At 65.7% G+C, this 13,923-nt stretch carries 12 protein-coding genes and 1 riboswitch; of the genes, 6 read left to right on the forward strand and 6 right to left on the reverse strand.

The genetic code is table 11. The features are described from left to right. Window positions 1-16: 16 nt before the first annotated feature. Window positions 17-94: riboswitch (Fluoride riboswitch) on the forward strand. A gap of 168 nt (window positions 95-262) precedes the next feature. Continuing rightward, window positions 263-1,609, forward strand: coding sequence for a voltage-gated chloride channel family protein (locus W930_RS0120920; protein ID WP_024788414.1), 1,347 nt, complete (start codon window positions 263-265; stop codon window positions 1,607-1,609). Window positions 1,610-1,717: 108 nt separating this feature from the next. Here W930_RS0120920 and W930_RS0120925 read toward each other — a convergent pair whose 3' ends face one another. Continuing rightward, window positions 1,718-2,677, reverse strand: coding sequence for a DUF72 domain-containing protein (locus W930_RS0120925; protein ID WP_023597970.1), 960 nt, complete (start codon window positions 2,675-2,677; stop codon window positions 1,718-1,720). Between the two features lie 86 nt (window positions 2,678-2,763). Here W930_RS0120925 and W930_RS0120930 point away from each other — a divergent pair, with 86 nt between their 5' ends. From W930_RS0120930 to W930_RS31180, 5 genes are all read left to right on the forward strand, one after another. Beyond that, the gene (locus W930_RS0120930) at window positions 2,764-4,866 is read left to right on the forward strand and encodes an ATP-dependent helicase (protein WP_023872859.1); all 2,103 of its coding nucleotides are present in this window, start codon (window positions 2,764-2,766) and stop codon (window positions 4,864-4,866) included. Continuing rightward, complete coding sequence (locus W930_RS0120935; RefSeq protein WP_023872860.1) at window positions 4,853-5,347, forward strand: GNAT family N-acetyltransferase; 495 nt, start codon at window positions 4,853-4,855, stop codon at window positions 5,345-5,347. Before W930_RS0120930 ends, W930_RS0120935 begins: the two co-directional genes overlap by 14 nt. Window positions 5,348-5,482: 135 nt before the next feature. Beyond that, window positions 5,483-6,274, forward strand: a complete 792-nt coding sequence (locus tag W930_RS0120940) for a DUF4239 domain-containing protein (RefSeq protein ID WP_023597967.1) — start codon at window positions 5,483-5,485, stop codon at window positions 6,272-6,274. Between the two features lie 89 nt (window positions 6,275-6,363). Further along, on the forward strand, window positions 6,364-6,645 hold the full coding sequence (locus W930_RS0120945; RefSeq protein ID WP_048806798.1) for a DUF1653 domain-containing protein: 282 nt from the start codon (window positions 6,364-6,366) through the stop codon (window positions 6,643-6,645). A gap of 170 nt (window positions 6,646-6,815) precedes the next feature. Beyond that, window positions 6,816-6,986, forward strand: coding sequence for a DUF6726 family protein (locus tag W930_RS31180; RefSeq protein WP_369798688.1), 171 nt, complete (start codon window positions 6,816-6,818; stop codon window positions 6,984-6,986). Between the two features lie 358 nt (window positions 6,987-7,344). Here the strand turns inward: W930_RS31180 and W930_RS0120955 are convergent, their stop codons facing one another. The 5 genes from W930_RS0120955 to W930_RS0120975 form a co-directional block, all read right to left on the reverse strand. Continuing rightward, window positions 7,345-8,520: an alpha/beta fold hydrolase gene (locus W930_RS0120955; RefSeq protein ID WP_023597965.1), complete on the reverse strand. Its 1,176-nt coding sequence runs from the start codon at window positions 8,518-8,520 to the stop codon at window positions 7,345-7,347. Window positions 8,521-8,709: 189 nt separating this feature from the next. Beyond that, on the reverse strand, window positions 8,710-10,113 hold the full coding sequence (locus W930_RS0120960) for an HdeD family acid-resistance protein (RefSeq protein WP_023872862.1): 1,404 nt from the start codon (window positions 10,111-10,113) through the stop codon (window positions 8,710-8,712). A gap of 204 nt (window positions 10,114-10,317) precedes the next feature. Further along, on the reverse strand, window positions 10,318-11,652 hold the full coding sequence (gene argG, locus W930_RS0120965; RefSeq protein WP_023597963.1) for an argininosuccinate synthase: 1,335 nt from the start codon (window positions 11,650-11,652) through the stop codon (window positions 10,318-10,320). Window positions 11,653-11,771: 119 nt separating this feature from the next. Then, window positions 11,772-12,683, reverse strand: coding sequence for a LysR substrate-binding domain-containing protein (locus W930_RS0120970; RefSeq protein WP_369798686.1), 912 nt, complete (start codon window positions 12,681-12,683; stop codon window positions 11,772-11,774). Between the two features lie 120 nt (window positions 12,684-12,803). Further along, a complete protein-coding gene (locus W930_RS0120975; RefSeq protein WP_023597961.1) occupies window positions 12,804-13,652 on the reverse strand; it encodes a DMT family transporter in 849 nt (282 codons plus the stop codon). Window positions 13,653-13,923 lie beyond the last annotated feature (271 nt).

Below are 13,923 nucleotides of genomic sequence, written 5' to 3' on the forward strand. Positions count from 1 at the left end.
CCTGATAGCATGACGACTGCTGCACGGAGATGGCATACCTCCGGCGTTCCTGCGCGAACCGCTCCTCCCCGGGGCTGATGATGCCTGCAAGATCCTGGCGTGCCGGGAGGTTGCGGGTCATGCGTACGAGCGTATTCCGTGTTGGGTTCGAAGTCCGCTACCGGGCTCCCCGCTTTCTCCGCTCCCCCCGCTCCCCGCTTTTCCTTCCGGTCATGGCCAGGCAATTTGTCGACGGGCATTGCTCGTCTCCACATTTGACACCATGAAGATGTTCCACGATTCCCCGTTGCGCGATCTGAGTGGCGTGTTGCCGCGCGCGGCCTACGCCAGCGCGGTGGCGGCGCTCGTTGGTGTGATGGCCGGCAGCGCCTCCGCGCTGTTTCTCGTTGCGCTCGACCTTGCCACCGACACTCGCCTTGCCCATCCATGGCTGCTCTGGCTGTTGCCCGTGGGCGGCTTCGCGGTCGGCTGGCTATATCTGCGTCTGGGCGCGCGCGTGGAGGCGGGCAACAACCTGCTGATCGACGAGATTCACGACCCGCAACGCGTCGTGCCGTTGCGCATGGCGCCGCTCGTGCTGTTCGGTACGGTCGCCACGCACCTGTTCGGCGGCTCTGCCGGCCGTGAAGGAACCGCCGTGCAGATGGGGGGCGCGCTCGCCGATCAGCTCACGCATGTCCTCAGACTGTCCGGCGAGCAGCGGCGTGTGGTGCTCATGTCGGGCATTGCCGCCGGCTTCGCCTCCGTCTTCGGCACACCGCTGGCCGGCGCGATCTTCGGACTCGAGGTGCTCGCGATCGGCCGCCTGCGCTACGACGCGTTGCTGCCCTGCCTCGTCGCCGCGCTCGTGGGCGACGCCGTTACGCGCGCCTGGGGCGTGCATCACACTGTCTATGCGATTGCGTCGGGCAATTTCGCCGCGTCGATGTCGCTCTCGGGCGCGCTCAACGCGGCCGCGGCCGGCGTGCTGTGCGGTCTCGTCGGCATGGCCTTTGCCCAGGCAACGCACGCCACGTCCGGGTTCATGAAGCGACGTATCGCCTATGCGCCGCTGCGTCCATTCGTGGGCGGCCTGCTCGTTGCGATCGCCGCCACGGCACTCGGCACGCCGCAGTATCTCGGACTGGGCATCCCGACCATCGTCGACGCATTCCACACGACGCTGCCCTGGTACGACTTCCTCGGCAAAACGCTGTTCACTGTCGTCACGCTCGGTTCTGGCTTCAAGGGCGGAGAAGTGACGCCGCTGTTCTATATCGGCGCCACGTTCGGCAACGCGCTCTCGCATGTGCTCTCGCTGCCGGCGGCGGTGCTCGCGGGCATTGGCTTCGTGGCGGTGTTCGCCGGGGCGGCCAATACACCGATTGCGTCGACGTTGATGGCCATCGAGATCTTCGGTCCGCAGATCGGCGGCTATGCAGCCATTGCTTGTGTGCTCGCGTATCTGTGCTCCGGACACACCGGCATTTATCGTGCGCAACGCGTGGGGTACGGCAAGCATGGTGCGGGGGGCGGGGCGCCGGAAGGCACGCGGCTTGCCGATCTGCCCGCGTGGCGCAGTGCCATCGGGACGAAGGCGCCAGCCGACGACGCGTCACGGCGCCGATGAACTCGTGTGTACGTGGAGGCGTCGATCGGTGCCGTCGCCCAATGGCGCCACGCCGTGCCACGCCGAGGCGTGGCATGCGCGGCGGCAAGGGGATCCCTCAGGCCGACGTCATCCGTGCCGGCCCGGCGTGAGGGCGGCCAGATCCGACAGGGCCCGCTCGAACGCTGCCGCGTTCTTCATGCCCTGGTCTTCATGGTTCGTGTTGAAGAGCACGTGGGTGTCGTCCGCGAGGGCGGCGATGCGCTCGACCCGGGCGGAGATATCGATCAGTTCGCCCGCGCTGTATTCGTAGACGAAGCGCCCGGAGGAGGCGGTGGTGTCGCGCCGGTTCCATGCGGCCGCGTTGCGCCCGTGCAGCCGTACGACACACAGATCATCGCGCGTCGTGGCCCAGACGGCCGGTACCGAATTCTCGAAGCCGGCCGGGCTGTCGACGATCGTGTGCGCCGCCCCCGTCTCGCGCAACATGGCGAGCGTGGCGGCTTCACGCGAAGGCGTATCGAACCAGCTCCGATGGCGGAACTCGATGGCGTGCCGCTCCGCGTCGAGTCGCCGCGCGATCTCGAACACGAAGGCGCGTCCCGCACGATCATTGCGCACGCGCGGCGAGAGCTGGAAGTGGATCGCCGAGAGCTGCCCGCTTTGACGCAACGGCTCGATGCCCTCGAAGTAGCGGCGCCAGAGTTCGTCACGCACCTCGGCCGGCAACGCGTTCGGTGCGAGCGACACGCCCGGTTGCGACTGCATCGCGCCGGCCGGATCGAGCGCGCCCGCGATATCGGCCGGCAGCGCGGACAGCGGCGTCGCGTGGCCCGTGAACGCACGGAACGCCTTGATGTGAAAGCGGAACGATGCCGGCGTGCGTTGCGTCCATCGCCAGGCCATCGTGGCTTGCGGCAGGCGGTAATAGGTGCTGTCGACTTCCACCAGACCGAACGTCGCCGCGTAATGGCGCAATCGCGCCTCGGGCGTGTCCACGCCCGGCGGGTAAAACCGCCCGCATGCAATGAGCGTGGGATCGGTCCAGGAAGATGTGCCGGTACGAATCATGATGGGCGTCGAAGCCATCGTTATAATGTATAAATATACAGTACTCATGGTGCGTGTCCGCCGGCAATGTCCCGTGGGCGGGTGCCTTCCCCCCGGAATTTCGCATGTCATCTCAGCCAACCGAGCCAACCCAGCGACACGTTAGCGCTGGCGATCCCTGGGCCGATCTCAACGACCGACAGCGCGAAGCCGTCGACTACGGTGTGGGCGACGACGGCTCGCCCGGCGGGCCGCTGCTCGTCATTGCGGGTGCGGGATCGGGCAAGACGAGCACGCTCGCGCATCGCGTCGCCAATCTGATCGTGCGCGGGGCGGATCCCAACCGCATACTGCTGCTGACGTTCTCGCGCCGGGCCGCCGGGGAGATGGAGCGGCGCGTCGGCGCGGTGCTGCAGAAGGTGCTGGGACTCGCGTCGTCTCAACCGCCGTCGCTGCCGTGGGCGGGAACGTTCCACGCGGTGGGCGCCCGGCTGCTGCGCGATTTCGCCCCTCGCATCGGCCTGTCGGAGGCCTTCACGATTCACGATCGCAGCGATGCCGAGGACCTGCTCGGTCTCGTTCGCCACGACCTCGGCTTTTCCGCCACCCAGTCGCGCTTCCCCCTCAAAGGCACGTGTCTGTCGATCTATTCGCGCGTGGTGAACAGTCAGGCGCCGCTTGCCGAGGTGCTCGCGAAGTATTTTCCGTGGTGCGCGCAATGGGAGGCGCAACTCAAGGCGCTGTTCGGCGCCTATGTCGACGCCAAGCAGTCGCAGCAGGTGCTCGATTACGACGACTTGCTGCTTTACTGGGCCGAGACGATGGGCGAGCCGGCACTCGCGCGCGAGCTCGATGCCCGTTTCGATCATGTGCTCGTCGACGAATACCAGGACACCAACCGGTTGCAGGCGCAGATTCTGCTCGCGATGAAGCCCGAGGGGCGTGGCCTGACCGTCGTCGGTGACGATGCGCAGTCGATCTACGCGTTTCGCGCGGCCACCATTCGCAACATCCTCGACTTCCCCGGGCAGTTCGCCACGCCCGCGCACGTGGTGACGCTGGAGCGCAATTACCGGTCGACGCAACCGATTCTCGACGCGTCCAATGCCGTCATCGCCGAGTCGAGCGAGCGCTATGCGAAGGCGCTGTGGACGGACCGCCAGTCGACGCGGCTGCCGCAGCTCGTGAACGTGAGCGACGAATCGGGGCAGGCGCGATGGGTCGCCGATCAGGTGCTGGCGCAACGCGAGACGGGCACACGCCTGATGCAGCAAGCCGTGCTGTTTCGCACCGGCAGCCACAGCGCCGCGCTGGAGCTGGAGCTCACGCGTCGCAATATCCCTTTCGTGAAATTCGGCGGACTGAAGTTTCTCGAGGCCGCGCACGTCAAGGACCTGCTGTCGATACTGCGCTGGGCGCACAATCCGGCAAGCCGCTTGTCGGGCTTCCGCGTGGCGCAGTTGATCCCGGGTATCGGCCCGGTGAGCGCCACGCGTCTGCTCGACGCGATGGCCCAATCCGCCACACCGGCCCAGGTGCTCGCGCAGTTCAAGCCCCCGTCGTCGGCGGCCGCCGACTGGCGTGCGTTCGTCGACGTCTACATGACGCTGCACGACACGCGTCTGGCATGGCCGGCCGACGTCGATCTCGCCCTGCGCTGGTACGGCCCGCTGCTCACGCAACGGTTCGACGACGCCGCCGTGCGTCAGGCCGATCTCGAACAGCTCGCGCGCATCGCCAATACTTACGGCTCGCGCGAACAGTTCCTGACCGAACTCACCCTCGACCCACCGGATGCCACGAGCGCGCAATCGGGCGCGCCGATGCTCGACGAGGATTACCTGATCCTGTCGACGATCCACAGCGCGAAGGGACAGGAGTGGCATTCGGTCTACGTGCTCAACGTGGTCGACGGGTGCATTCCGTCCGACATGAGCACGGGAGACGACGAGGACATCGAGGAAGAGCGGCGGTTGCTATACGTGGCGATGACCCGCGCGAGGGAGTCGCTGCAACTGGTCGTGCCGCAGCGCTTTTACGTGCATCAGCAAACGGGACTCGGCGACCGGCACGTCTATGGCACGCGAAGCCGTTTCGTGCCGGACGGCATGCTGCCGCTGTACGAAATCTTTCCGAAGCCGAGAGAGGACGACGCGCCCCGCACGCCGGTGGGCGACGTGACGGTTCACATCGATGTCGCGAGGAAACTGCGTAATGCCTGGTCCTGAATCGGCACTCGAGATCGCACTGCGCGACGCCCGCGCATCGGATGAGGCGGCGCTGACGTCGCTCCTCATGCAGACTTATCACACCACATGGGCGCCCATGCTGCGCCCGGAAGTCGCCGCGACGTTCGCGTCCGGCGACCGCACCCGGGCCTATGTGCAATCGCGCTGGCCGGAATTCACGGTCGCGACCCTGCGCGAAGACGGCCCGATCGTGGGCATGGTGCATGTGACGGATGATTTCATCGACGCGCTGCATGTGGCGCCGGCAGCGCAACGCCGTGGCGTCGGCGCCATGTTGTTGGCGCATGCTCAGGCGCAAATGCGCGCGAACGGGCATCGGCTTGCCAGGCTCGAAACCGACACGTTCAACCGCCAAAGTCGGGATTTCTATGCTCGACATGGCTTTGCGGAAGTCGCGCAATATCCCGACGAGGAGTGGGACAGCGGCTTCACGACCGTCCTGTTGACCAAGCCCCTTTGACGCGTGGAGGTGCGCCGGCCATTGCCGTCTCCCCTGCATCGGGTATAGTCGCCGCATCGGCGGCGGTGCCCAAGGCATCGCGGCGCAAGACACGCTTTCGACGACCGCGGGCGAGATGGAAACGAGGGGATCAGAATGAAATGGCCGGTTGATCAATTGACGATGCTGCCGACGGCACTGTTGCTTGTCTGCATGGCGTTGGTCACTGCACTGCTTGCGGTGATCGTCGCCTGGGGGGCGCGCGTCTGGTTGTTCGATCGGCTTGCCGATCCCGCGGAAGTGCGTGGCACGGTGGCCGACGTGGTGCACGGCAGTCTGCTCGCATTCATCGTGTTCGTGCTCGCGCATGTGCTCACCGACGTGCGCGCCAATCTCGGGCATGCCGACGACCAGGCGCTGCACGAAGCGTCGGTGGTGCGACGGCTGGACCGCGAGCTCAAGGCTGTGGGCGACCCCGATGCGCAGGCGGCCCGCGTGATGCTGCGCGCCTATGTGCGCTCTGCCGTCACCGACGAGTGGAAGTCATTGAGCACCTCGGACCCCGATCTGTCGCCGACGACGGAAGACGCCTTGACCGTGTTCGTGAGCGCAACACGCCGTGTCGTGGCGCGTCACGAAGACAGCGCAAGTTCGATTCGCACCCTGCTCGACCGGCTGGAAGAAGCGCGTCAGGGCCGTTTCGAGAATTCGACGAAGACGGTGCCGGGCGTGTTCTGGTGGGTCATCTCGCTCTTCATGCTGGCCGCCATGGCGATGAACGGACGTTATCCGGGCTCGTGGAAGAGCAATGTCATCATCGCGCTTCACATGGGCGCGATCGGCATGGTGATCGCGCTCATCGTCAACCTCGATGAACCGTTCCGCGGCGCTTCCGGCATATCGCCCGCGCCGCTGGCCAAATCCGTCGGCGTGGCCGTGCCGCGCTAGCCGACGCTCGCCGTCCGACGTTGCACGGAACGTTTGTCATGTCTTTTGCGTCGGATGCGTTCCGACTGCCGCAGCAGGAGAAGTTCACAATGTTGTCGAATCCCCCCACGCCGACGGCGGAATCCACGCCGGAAATCGAAGCGTTCCGTCCGGGCGTCTATCGTCATTACAAAGGCAATTGCTATCTCGCGCTCGGTATTGCCCGGGCCGACGAGACCGACGAGCCGGTGGTCGTCTATACGCGTCTCTACCCCCGAGAAGGTCTGCCGATGAGCACGCGACGGCTGCGCATCTGGAATGAATCGGTGATGACGGACGACGGACCGGTGCCGCGCTTCACCTACCTTGGCCACACGACGCCCGCCGTCTGAGGCGCTCCCGCCGACATCTCACCGCTTCAGGACCCCTCTTGATGAAGATGCTTTCCCAGATGTCCCGTCAGACCGACGGCGCTGCGCGCGAATCGCACGCAATGCCGGGCGCACGCGATCCTCGCGCCGGCGGCGACTCCGAGGCGATCTCCCGGCCCGCCGCGCGCAATCTGCGCCGGTGGTGGGCGGTGTTCGCCATTCTTCCTTTCGTGACGTCGGTGTCGGGCTGCGGATTGATGGCCGCGCCATGCCGCGTGGCATCCGCAGGACTGAAGATCGTGCCGGGCGTCGGCGGCGTGCTGGCGGCGCCCACGGACACCTGTGCGGCGGTCATCGACTGACCGCCTGGCCGCTCGCGGATTCGTGGAAACCGTTGGGCGAGCGAGAACGGACCCGGTGGCAAACGGCCGACGGCAACGGCCCGACGACGCGCAACGTGCTGCCGACGTGCTTTTCAGGCTGCGGAAAAAAAGAAAGCCCGCGTGTTTGCGGGCTTAATCCATATCAGGAGGAGACATGGAGGAGACGAGTTCAGTATAGGTCGTCGTGTTGCGTCGCACCATATGTATTTTTACGTAATCATTTTGGTGTTGCTTGTGTGCAACGAAAAATAAAACGATCTCTATCAAAGGGTTATCGCATCTTTCGGGATGTGCGTTCTGATGCCGCTCCATCCCTAATCTCGAAACATCCCTCTAATTATTGTGCGCTCGCACGCGCGGTCGACTTCGGCATCTGCCGATAAACGAACGGGACGGAGTCGCGCAGTGACGGATTGACGGTCGCGTCGTGGTCGAGCCCGTCATAGACGCGCGTCACCACGTGCGTTCCCGCGCTGGCGACGTCGCGCGCGAAGGCTTGCTGCATGATGACCGGCACGTCGATGTCCCGCGTTCCCATGCCGATGAAGACCGGATGCCCGACGCGCAGCGTCGGGTAACGCAGCGACGGTGTCTGTGCATGCAGGAGCTTCTGGATGTCCGGTTGCAGGCTGTTGCCGGCATTGAGGCCCGCGGCGGTGGCGTGGTCGGTCAGCTCGCCGATGCACAGCGCACGGGCTTCGCCCAGTACGGGCAGCGCCTGCGGCGAAAAGAACTTCGACGCCTGCAGTGACGGGTCGCGATCCGCCGCAGAGAGGAACAGGTACATCGCGTAGGGAATCTTCGGATCGGGCGCCCCCGGGTCCGGCTGGCTCGCGAACAATTGTGCGGCCGAGGTTTTCGCATTGAAGTACGGCGTGCCGGTGAGCACCGTGGCGATGACTTTGACGTCAGGCGCATATTGCGGCTGAAAACCCGCGGCGGCGAACGCGGCGTGCGCGCCCTGCGACTGCCCCACCAATACGACGCGATTCTGCAGCGGGAAAGCGCTGCGCGCGGCGAGCAGGCTGTCGAGCACACTGTATGCTTGCGCCCGCGAATTCAGGTAGTGATGCAATCCGCGCGAACCCAGGCCGGCGTAGTCCGGCGCCACGACGGCGAACCCCAGCGACAGCCAGGTTCCCAGATACTGGATGTCGCGTTGGGAGCGAACGTTGAGCGACGGCGCACAGGCGCTCGCAATGCCCACGGTGCCGTGTGCCCAGACGACGACCGGCCATCCGCCAGGCGGCGTGGGCCCCTTTGGCAGAAACACCGCGCCGGTATCCTCGCGTGCTTCGATACCGCCGACGCCGTCGATGGAGCTGTAGCGAATGCGGAACTGCTCGCCGGCTTCCGGGAGTCCGTGGTCGGCGTCGAGCGGTTGCTGGTCGACCATCGCCCCATGGGGGATGGTGGCCGGGGCGTCTTCCGGGGAGACCGCGTGGGCGGTGCGTCCGATGACCAGACTGGCAAACAGGGCGGCACTGGCGAAGCGCCACAGGCGGTTGAACATGTCGAACTGTCCTCATATCGGGTTGCGGATGAAGCTCGCTGCGGGCGGCGCTCCCACGCCATCCCGATTGCCTGCTGCCGTTGCCCTGGCCCTGGCCCCTACCGACGACGTTACACCGTCTGCTTCCCGATGTCTTGTGCGTCGGATGCCAATGGGGTGCCCGGCGCCGACGATCCTCGGTGCGCGGCGCTAGCCATGCGAGGCTTGATTGCCCCGGGCCTGCGCGGCGGCGGCCTGTTCCGCGGCCTCGCGCCAGGCGCGGCGCGAGCGCCGCATGCGACGCAGTGCAAGCGAGGACATCGTGATCCAGCCGAACGGTCGAGGGTCGACGAGCATGCTCACGGCACGGGCGTAGTCGAGCACCAGGCCGGGGGTCCATGCCATCGTCATGGCGCGCTTGCGCAACTGCGCGGCAACCCACAACTCGGGCGTGAGCCACAGTCGCACGAACGTCCACCAGCCGGCGTCCCGTCCGTTTCGCAATTGACCCACCCGGCCTTCGATCGCGGCTTCGAGGGCCGCGGCAACGCTGCTCGAGCAATTGCGGTGCGTCAGGTTATACGTGGCGTTCTGCCGGTACGTCTGCCAAAAAGCGCCCAGTTGCTCCGGACTGTAGTTGCGGATTCGCACCTTGACCGTCGACGGACACCACGCCTTCGACTCCGTGGCGTAATCCGGCTGGAACGTGCCGGGCACGTCGTTCTCCCGCGTGGCGCGAAGAAGCTGTCCGAACTGGTCGGGCGAGCGGTCGATTTCCTGCGCCGGATAAAGGCTCACGTACACGCCTTCGTGGCTCTCGAGCGCGGCGTGCCCGGTCGAGATCACGCCATTCTTGTCGACCGCGGCGATGTAACGATCGATCACCGGATGACGCCGTGCCGGCGCCTTGGCCGACCCGGAAGGTGTCCATACGTGCACCGTCAGCGCCGGCTCGGCTTCGCTCGGTGGGCCCTCCCAGCGCGGTGTGCGCCCGGCGTCTTCCCACAACCCCCGCTTGTCTTCCGGCGCCGCCAGGATGTCCTCCACGCGGAAGTCGCGACGCATGCGCCGCGCGCGCATGGCGAGCACCATCACATTCCAGCCGGTGAAGGCGAGCCCCAGGCCGATGGCGTACGGCAGCGTGCCTTTGTAGTGCGTTGGGTACGGTTGATAGAAGAAGATCGCCACGGCGATTTCGAGCAGCCCGCCCGCCATCGCCCACGCCCAGCGAGGGTAGCGCACCACGTAGGCGGCCACGCATTGCAGCAACCCGTCGGCGAGAAAGAGGGTGCCGAACAGCATCGACAGCCAGAAGTTGCCGTTGCGCTGGTCGAAGAAGAGCACGAGCAGGGCGGCCAGGGTGAACGCCCCGCCCTTGAGCGCACGTACGATGCGTTGTCCCCCCACACCGATGCCGACGATGGCGAGCGTGGCCAGCCCCTCGAGCAGCAGCAGCCAGGCAAAGACCTTCAGCGGGAAATGGACCACGCCGTCCAGCGCATCGACGATCAGCGCGAGCCCGAATGCAAAGAAAATCGCACCGATCCAGATCAGTGCACGCGCGCGGCGGCGCAAATAGTTCACGCCGAGCAGCAGCAGTATCAGACGTACCAACGCTAGGACTCCATCGCATGCGCCAATGTCGCGCGCACCCCGAGTGCGGGAGAATTTTGGGATATGGCCTATTTTTTCGCTATCTTAGCGCGTGATTCGTGACAGGCCAAAAACAAAGGCGGCGCGCTCCTTGCGGGGCGCGCCGCCCGTTGTGGCAGGCGACACAACCGCACCGCCCGATGGGGCGGCGCGTGCGCGTGTGGCTTAGTCCTTCTTGCTGTCGAGCTGCGGTAGCGCGTCGTCGCTCGAGGCGGTGAGCAGGCCGGCCTTGGCGTAGGTCATCAGCTTCTCGCGGGTGTCGACGATGTCGAGCGTGCGCATCGTGAGCTGACCGATACGATCGAGCGGCGTGAAGACCGAGTCGCCCTTTTCCATCGTCAGGCGTTCCGGCTTGTACGTGAGGTTCGGCGACGTGGTGTTGAGCAGCGAGTAGTCGTTGCCGCGGCGCAGTTCGATGGTCACCTCGCCGGTCACGGCGCGCGCCACCCAGCGCTGCGCCGTCTCGCGCAGCATGATCGCCTGCGGGTCGAACCAACGGCCCTGGTACAGCAGGCGGCCCAGGCGGCGACCGTTTTCGCGGTACTGCTCGATGGTGTCTTCGTTGTGGATGCCGGTGACCAGACGCTCATAAGCGATGAACAGCAGCGCGAGGCCCGGGGCTTCGTAGATGCCGCGGCTCTTGGCTTCGATGATGCGGTTCTCGATCTGGTCACTCATGCCGAGGCCGTGACGACCGCCGATACGGTTGGCTTCCTCGAACAGTTCGACGGCATTGGCGAACGTCTTGCCGTTGAGCGCCACCGGCTGGCCTTCCTCGAAGCGCACGGTGACTTCCTCGGCCTTGATCGCGCAGTCGTCGCGCCAGAACGGCACGCCCATGATCGGCTGCACGATCTTGATGCCCGAATTGAGATGCTCCAGGTCCTTCGCCTCGTGCGTGGCACCCAGCATGTTCGAGTCGGTCGAATACGCCTTCTCGACCGACATCTTGTAATCGAAGCCGTTGGCGATCAGGAATTCCGACATTTCCTTGCGGCCGCCGAGTTCGTCGATGAACGTCTGGTCCAGCCACGGCTTGTAGATCTGCAGGCCCGGATTGGTCAAGAGACCGTAGCGGTAGAAGCGCTCGATGTCATTGCCCTTGAACGTGCTCCCATCGCCCCAGATATTGACGCCATCTTCCTTCATTGCTGCCACGAGCATCGTGCCCGTGACGGCGCGGCCGATCGGCGTGGTGTTGAAGTACGTGACACCGGCGGTGGAGATGTGGAACGCGCCCGATTGCAGGGCGGCAATGCCTTCGGCCACGAGCTGCGCACGGCAGTCCACGAGGCGGGCGTTTTCGGCGCCGTAAGCCATGGCGCGGCGCGGGATATCGTCGTAGTCGGGTTCGTCCGGCTGACCCAGATTGGCCGTATAAGCGTAGGGAATCGCGCCCTTCTTGCGCATCCAAAGCAGCGCAGCGCTGGTGTCGAGACCGCCCGAAAAGGCGATGCCGACCCGTTGTCCCGTGGGAATGTGTTGCAGAATCGTGGTCATCGGCGTGAAAAAGCTGGGTTTTTAACCTGTCAAGTATCCCCGTCCGGCCTATGGGTGGTCAAGTCTGACGGCCGATTCCCCCGCAATTCCGACCATTTCCGCACGGTGGTAGCGCCTTATCACCACTGCATGCCCGCCGTATTGCACGCCGATGCCAAAAAGTCGGAAAAGGCGCGAATCACCAGCGATGCCTGACGATGCTGCGGGTAGACGACGTGAATGGCCGACGCCGTGGGTGCGAAGTCGTCGAGCACCGTCACCAGCTGGCCGCTCAGTAAAGCCGGCGCGACGATGAACACCGGCAGCCAGGTCAAGCCGAGCCCGGCGACCGCGGCGTCGCGTGCGAGCTCGCCGTTGTTGACCCGCAACCGCCCGCTGACCGGGATGTCGACCGGACGCCCGTCGCGCTGGAAGTTCCAGCTCACACGCTGGCTATGGCCGTAGGGCAGCAGGGCGTGCTCACGCAGGTCCTCGGGCGTCTGCGGCGTGCCATGGGCCTCCAGGTAGCGCGGACTCGCGCAAGTCACCATGCGCATGGGCGCGATGGTGCGCCCGATCAACGACGAATCGGCCAACGCGCCGATGCGCACGGCCACGTCATAGCCTTCGGCGATGATGTCGACCGTCCGGTCATTGAGTTCGAGCTCGATCGTGACGTCCGGATACGTCGTCAGAAACGACGGAATGACCGAATTCAGGAACATTGTGCCGAACGACATCGGCGCCGAGACTCGCAGATTCCCGCGCGGGCGCTCGCCCTGGCTGCTCACGGCAAGGTTGGCGGCCTCCACGTCGTCGAGAATGCGCCGCGCGCGCTCGTAGTAGATGCGTCCGAGATCGGTCACGGCGAGCCGTCGGGTCGTGCGTAACAGTAGTCGCACGCCGAGCGCCTGTTCGAGCGACGAGATCCGGCGGCTCACGAACTGCTTTGACAGCCCCAGACGCGTTGCCGCCCCGGTAAAGCTCATGGCGTCCACGGCTGTCACGAAAATGCGCATGTCGTCGAGCAGATCCATCGGCAAGATTCCCATCGTAAGAAAGATTCGGGTGACAACGACAAGTTTTGGCATGTCATTGTCACCCTGGACCAGACAATCATAGCCGACGCGTCAGTTCGACGCCGTGGGCCTGGTGCGTCTGACGCAGAGGGCTCAGCGCAACGCCAACCGGAGCCCCAGCAGAATTGCTGCGGTGCCGGCCACGGCGAGTGCCGTGGGGCGGTGACCGAAGATGGCCCAGTCGAGCAGCGCGGTCACCACGGGGACGAGATAGAACAGGCTGGTCACGGTGACGAGATTGCCCGACGCGATCATGCGATAGAGCAGCAGCGTGGCGCCCACCGAGATCACGAGTCCCATATAGAGCAGTGGCAGCCAGAAGCCCCAGGTGCCGTCGACGTGCCACGGTTGCGTGGGGGCGACGAGCAGTGCCATTGCGAGCCCGACCGCGTATTGCAGCGGCAGCACGTCGAGGGGTGTCTGGCGCGAGCCTTTTTGCGCGAGCGTGCCGAGCGTCATGCAGGCAAGCGCCGCGAGTGCCCACGCCGAGCCCGCCACTGACAGTCGCGCCGACATGAGGCTTTGCGCCACGACCAGCGCCAGGCCGGCAAGGGCCACGGCGAGGCCGGTCAGTCGTCGCGCGCCGTGCGCACGCTCCAGCGCCACGAGCGTGAGAATCGGCTGTACGCCCAGCACTGTTGCCAACGCGCCCGGGGTGATGCCGTGTGCCAGCGCCAGCAAATACGCGGCCTGATAACCCCCGATGAGCAGCACGCCCGTTCCGGCAACCTGCCAGCGGCTGCCCACCGCCGGCCACCACTGGCGCCGGGCGAAGGCAACAAGCGTGAGTGCCGCGAGCGCGACGCCGAGCCGGATGACGAGGAACGCGAATGCCGACGCGTGCGTCAGCCCCCATTTGGCGGCGAGTGCGCCGCCACTCCATAGCAGAACGAACAAGAGCGTGGCGCCGTGACGGCGCCATGCGAGACCTGCGGATTGCATCGATCTTCCCCTGTCAGGATGTCCGGCGCGCTACGCACGACGCCTGACGCACGACGCCATCGTCGTCGGGCGACGACACGTCATCGCGAGACGAACCAAACGTTGGCGACACGCGGGGCAGCGGGCCGGAATCGAACTTCGAATGAAAAGGTGTTGTGTCGGGTGGCGAGCACCCGACGCGCCGGACGTGGCGTCAGGCCACGACGACGCTTGCGACCACTGCGGCGGGCGGTGCCACGCCGCACGGCGGGGGAGGTGCGACACCTGCCAC

The sequence above is a fragment of the Pandoraea sp. E26 genome (assembly GCF_000681415.1).
GTDB lineage: Bacteria > Pseudomonadota > Gammaproteobacteria > Burkholderiales > Burkholderiaceae > Pandoraea > Pandoraea pnomenusa.

What these genes read in the sequence shown, in the direction of transcription:
- W930_RS0120920 (WP_024788414.1), top strand. Translation starts at nt 263, where the DNA reads ATGAAGATGTTCCACGATTCCCCGTTGCGCGATCTGAGTGGCGTGTTG.
- W930_RS0120925 (WP_023597970.1), bottom strand. Translation starts at nt 2,677, where the DNA reads ATGGCTTCGACGCCCATCATGATTCGTACCGGCACATCTTCCTGGACC.
- W930_RS0120930 (WP_023872859.1), top strand. Translation starts at nt 2,764, where the DNA reads ATGTCATCTCAGCCAACCGAGCCAACCCAGCGACACGTTAGCGCTGGC.
- W930_RS0120935 (WP_023872860.1), top strand. Translation starts at nt 4,853, where the DNA reads ATGCCTGGTCCTGAATCGGCACTCGAGATCGCACTGCGCGACGCCCGC.
- W930_RS0120940 (WP_023597967.1), top strand. Translation starts at nt 5,483, where the DNA reads ATGAAATGGCCGGTTGATCAATTGACGATGCTGCCGACGGCACTGTTG.
- W930_RS0120945 (WP_048806798.1), top strand. Translation starts at nt 6,364, where the DNA reads ATGTTGTCGAATCCCCCCACGCCGACGGCGGAATCCACGCCGGAAATC.
- W930_RS0120955 (WP_023597965.1), bottom strand. Translation starts at nt 8,520, where the DNA reads ATGTTCAACCGCCTGTGGCGCTTCGCCAGTGCCGCCCTGTTTGCCAGT.
- argG (WP_023597963.1), bottom strand. Translation starts at nt 11,652, where the DNA reads ATGACCACGATTCTGCAACACATTCCCACGGGACAACGGGTCGGCATC.
- W930_RS0120970 (WP_369798686.1), bottom strand. Translation starts at nt 12,683, where the DNA reads ATGGGAATCTTGCCGATGGATCTGCTCGACGACATGCGCATTTTCGTG.
- W930_RS0120975 (WP_023597961.1), bottom strand. Translation starts at nt 13,652, where the DNA reads ATGCAATCCGCAGGTCTCGCATGGCGCCGTCACGGCGCCACGCTCTTG.